Origin of the sequence: Christiangramia aquimixticola (genome assembly GCF_048285835.1) — a bacterium.
Taxonomy (GTDB): Bacteria; Bacteroidota; Bacteroidia; order Flavobacteriales; family Flavobacteriaceae; genus Christiangramia; species Christiangramia aquimixticola.
This window is the reverse complement of sequence record NZ_JBLVTL010000001.1, coordinates 350,229-354,267: the sequence shown is the minus strand read 5'-3', so window position 1 is coordinate 354,267 and position 4,039 is coordinate 350,229. Positions and strand designations below refer to the sequence as shown.

The window sequence follows — 4,039 nt, the reverse complement described above, 5'->3', positions numbered from 1 at the left end:
CTTCAGGAGTTTATTCTGCGATTTAGTGCAAACGTTGCTAAGAGTAAACAGGCTACTTCCAGAAAGAAGATGATCGATAAGCTGAATATTGATGAGATCAAACCTTCAAGCCGTAGATATCCTGCAATTATTTTTGAAAGAGAACGTGAAGCAGGGGATCAGATTTTGAATATAGAACAACTGGAAGCTAGTTTAGAAGGTGAAACATTATTTAAAAATGTTGATATCAACCTTGCAAAAGGTGATAAAGTAGTGGTATTCTCTAAGGATTCCCGTGCTACAACAGCTTTTTACGAAATTATAAATGGAAGGCAGGAACCTGTTAAAGGGAAATATTCCTGGGGTGTAACCACTTCACAATCTTACCTGCCGGCAGATAATTCTGAATATTTTGAAAGCGATCTAAGTTTAGTAGACTGGTTAAGACAGTGGGCAAAAACTGAAGAAGAAAGAGAAGAAGTTTATATTCGCGGATTCCTTGGGAAAATGTTATTTAGTGGAGAAGAGGCGCTTAAAACCTGCCGAGTATTATCCGGAGGTGAAAAGGTGCGTTGTATGTTAAGTAGGATGATGATGATAAGAGCGAATGTTCTTATGCTTGATGAGCCTACCAATCACCTTGACCTTGAATCTATTACGGCTTTCAATAATTCATTGAAGAATTTCAAAGGAACCGTTTTGTTTACAACTCACGATCATGAATTTGCACAAACTGTTGCAAACAGAGTAATAGAACTTACTCCTGGTGGAGTGATAGATCGTTACTTAAGTTTTGATGAGTATATGAGTGATAAGAGTATAAGAGAGCAAAGAGAGAAAATGTATGCTGTAGAAGCATAATCTACTCCAATAGTAATGTCAAAAGCCCTGCATCGCAGGGCTTTTTTTATGGGTTTAATTGTTTGTGATATTGAAAGATAGATTCAGAAGAACATTTCATCTAAGAATGAGTTACTAATAAAAACTGCACCCCGGTTAGGAGGTGAAGCTAATTAGACTTAACCTAATTAACACTAACCATCATAATTAACAGATTAAGTCTTAGGGGCCGGTCCTTGTATAAAAGACCGGAATTGAATTTATTTGTTACAGTGATTTTTGTTTACTTTGAATTATGAAGAAAAAAACACTTGTTTTAGGAGCTTCTTTAAAACCAACTCGCTATTCGAATCTTGCGATAAGTAAATTGGTGAGACATAACCAGCCTACCGAAGCAATTGGTTTAAGAAGTGGAAAAGTTGATGGAGTAGAAATTAAAACTGAAATGTTTCCGTTTCAGGATATAGACACTATAACCTTATATCTCAATGCTCAAAGGCAGAAGGATTATTATGATTATATCATTTCCCTTGCACCAAATAGGGTGATTTTCAATCCGGGGACAGAAAATCCAGAACTGTATCAACTTCTTGAGCGAAATAGGATCCCTTATGAGAATGCATGCACCTTAGTCATGCTTTCTTCTCAGCAGTACTAATCCCAGAAATGTTAGCGCTCCGTTCAGGATTAATATAAAGAATCCAAATTCAAATCCAAACCAAAGCATACTGTTCAGGCTAATGATGTAGGATAATACCGGTGCCGTAATTGCTACAACGGGTACCAGTTTGTCCTTAATATTCCATTTAGTGAAAAGGCCAAAGGTGTAAAGACCGAGTAAAGGGCCATAAGTATAACCGGCGAACTGGAATAATTTGTTGATCACACTTTTATCTGCAATGGCATATTTAAAACTTAACATTACCAAGATGAGAAGGATGGAAATTGCGATATGAATTTGCTTTCTTATTCTAACCTGTTTCTTTTCATCATATTTTTTCTCGATATCCAGAATATCGATACTAAACGATGTAGTTAAGGCGGTAAGCGCGCTATCTGCACTGGAATATGCTGCAGCGATCAAACCAAGTATAAAAAATATGGCCACGGCAAAACCAAGCTCTCCGCTGGTGGCGATAGCCGGGAAAAGCTCATCTCTAACTTCAGTAATACCGTTTATATCGGCATAATCTGTTAACAGAACACCTAGGGCAAGGAAAAGGAAATTTACGATCACGAGCACTATGGTAAACCAGAACATATTTTTTTGCGCGTCTTTTAAACTCCTGCAGGTAAGGTTTTTCTGCATCATATCCTGGTCCAATCCGGTCATTACTATTGCTATAAAAGCACCAGATAAAAATTGCTTTACAAAATGATCCTTGCTTTTCCAGTCGTCGAAAAAGAAGATCTGTGAATGTTCGCTTTCTGCCAGATATCCCATTAAATTGGTGACTGAAAATCCAAGATCTTCAGAAATAAAATAGATGCTGATTCCTAAGGCCAGCAGCATAAAAAATGTTTGTAAGGTATCTGTCCAGATAATTGTTTTGATCCCGCTTTTAAAAGTGTAAAGCCAGATCAATAATATGGTGATGGATACGGTGATATAATAAGGAACATTTAATGCGTCAAATACAATGAGCTGAAGCACATTGGCTACCAGAAATAATCTGAAACTGGCACCTACGACCCGGGATAGCAGGAAAAAAGATGCCCCTGTTTTATAAGATGAATTTCCAAAACGGGTATCTAAATAGGTGTATATAGAGGTTAGATTCAGCCGGTAATAAAGTGGGAGTAATACCTGTCCTATCACAGCATAACCTACTGTGTAGCCCAATACAACCTGAAAGTAACTAAAGGAGTCACTTTCCACCGTTCCCGGAATGGAGATAAAGGTAATTCCGCTTAGGGACGCTCCTATCATTCCAAATGCCACCAGGTACCATGGCGCCTGCTTATCAGCTTTAAAAAATTCAGCATTGCTGCCGCCTCTCCCGGTAAAATAAGAGATTAAAATAAGCACCGCAAAATAGGCGGCGATAAGGATCAAAATTTGATAAGGTTGCATAAGTAGTTATTCTGGCGGGCAATTTACAAATTAAGCCTTAAGTAATTTCATCCGTCAAAAAAATCATAAATTCGCGTATGGATTTTTCTTCAAAATTACTGGAACAGGCAGTAGACCAAATGTCTCAGTTGCCGGGTATCGGGAAGCGAACTGCACTCCGGCTGGTTTTACATTTATTAAAACAACCGGAAGATCAAACCGCACAGTTGTCAAAATCCCTGATGGATCTTCGGAATAATATCAAACTTTGTCAGAACTGTTTCAATATTAGTGACACAGAGCTTTGTGAAATTTGCGCAAATCCGGCAAGGGTTTCAGAAATCGTTTGTGTGGTGGAAGATATACGAGATGTGATGGCGATAGAAAATACTGGCCAGTACCGAGGTCATTACCATGTGCTTGGCGGGAAGATAAGTCCTATGGATGGAGTAGGGCCCTCGCAATTAACCATCAGGCAGCTTATGGAAAAAGTTTCTGCCGGGAAAGTTGAAGAGATCATTTTTGCTTTGAGCAGTACCCTGGAAGGGGATACCACTAATTTTTACATCTTTAAGCAACTGGAAGGGACGAATGTAAAAACCTCTACCATTGCCAGAGGTATTTCTGTTGGAGATGAACTGGAGTATGCAGATGAGGTTACTTTAGGAAGAAGTATTACCAACAGAATCCCATTTGAAAATTCCCTGAAGAGTTAAGATCTACAGGAAATTCTACCAATTAAAAACTTAAAATTCAGGATTTATTTTTCAATTGCGTTGCTGAAATTGTAATTTTAACCTGAAAATATTAGTCAAATACTACCATAGAAAATTCAGTAAAAGCTAATTTTATTGATATTTTAATATTTATAAAGTGGTTTTTTGATTAAATTCGCAACTTAAACATTAAAAATCGCATCTGATTTAACGATATGGCAAAATACGAATTGAAATTGCCCAAAATGGGTGAAAGTGTTGCCGAGGCAACTATTACAAGCTGGCTTAAGGAAGTTGGAGATACTATTGAAATGGACGAACCGGTCCTTGAGATCGCTACAGATAAGGTTGATAGTGAAGTGCCCAGTGAAGTTGATGGTAAACTTGTAGAAAAGCTATTCGAAGTTGATGATGTGGTGCAAGTAGGTCAAACTATCGCGATTATAGAAAC

The 4,039-nt window shown here is 37.8% G+C and carries 5 protein-coding genes; 4 read left to right on the top strand and 1 reads right to left on the bottom strand.

The genetic code is table 11. The annotated features are described in order from the left end of the window. Positions 1-840 (top strand): ATP-binding cassette domain-containing protein (locus ACNKXV_RS01520; protein ID WP_417905929.1); only part of this gene is annotated, 840 nt, incomplete at its 5' end. 274 nt (positions 841-1,114) lie between these two features. After that, entirely contained in the window at positions 1,115-1,477 is a 363-nt protein-coding gene (locus ACNKXV_RS01515; RefSeq protein ID WP_417905928.1) for a CoA-binding protein, read from the top strand. Here ACNKXV_RS01515 and ACNKXV_RS01510 read toward each other — a convergent pair. Next, a complete protein-coding gene (locus tag ACNKXV_RS01510; RefSeq protein WP_417905927.1) occupies positions 1,448-2,893 on the bottom strand; it encodes a sodium:solute symporter in 1,446 nt (481 codons plus the stop codon). The genes ACNKXV_RS01515 and ACNKXV_RS01510 overlap by 30 nt on opposite strands. 77 nt (positions 2,894-2,970) lie before the next feature. On the opposite strand from ACNKXV_RS01510, the gene recR reads away from it, so the two are divergent. Together recR and ACNKXV_RS01500 are read left to right on the top strand one after the other, a co-directional pair. Beyond that, positions 2,971-3,588: a recombination mediator RecR gene (recR, locus tag ACNKXV_RS01505; protein ID WP_417905926.1), complete on the top strand. Its 618-nt coding sequence runs from the start codon at positions 2,971-2,973 to the stop codon at positions 3,586-3,588. A gap of 215 nt (positions 3,589-3,803) precedes the next feature. After that, the coding region (locus ACNKXV_RS01500) for a biotin/lipoyl-containing protein (RefSeq protein ID WP_417905925.1) at positions 3,804-4,039 on the top strand (236 nt) is incomplete at its 3' end.

Bases quoted from the DNA above. Each gene is read 5' to 3' on its own strand.
- ACNKXV_RS01515 (WP_417905928.1), top strand. From the start codon at position 1,115: ATGAAGAAAAAAACACTTGTTTTAGGAGCTTCTTTAAAACCAACTCGC.
- ACNKXV_RS01510 (WP_417905927.1), bottom strand. From the start codon at position 2,893: ATGCAACCTTATCAAATTTTGATCCTTATCGCCGCCTATTTTGCGGTG.
- recR (WP_417905926.1), top strand. From the start codon at position 2,971: ATGGATTTTTCTTCAAAATTACTGGAACAGGCAGTAGACCAAATGTCT.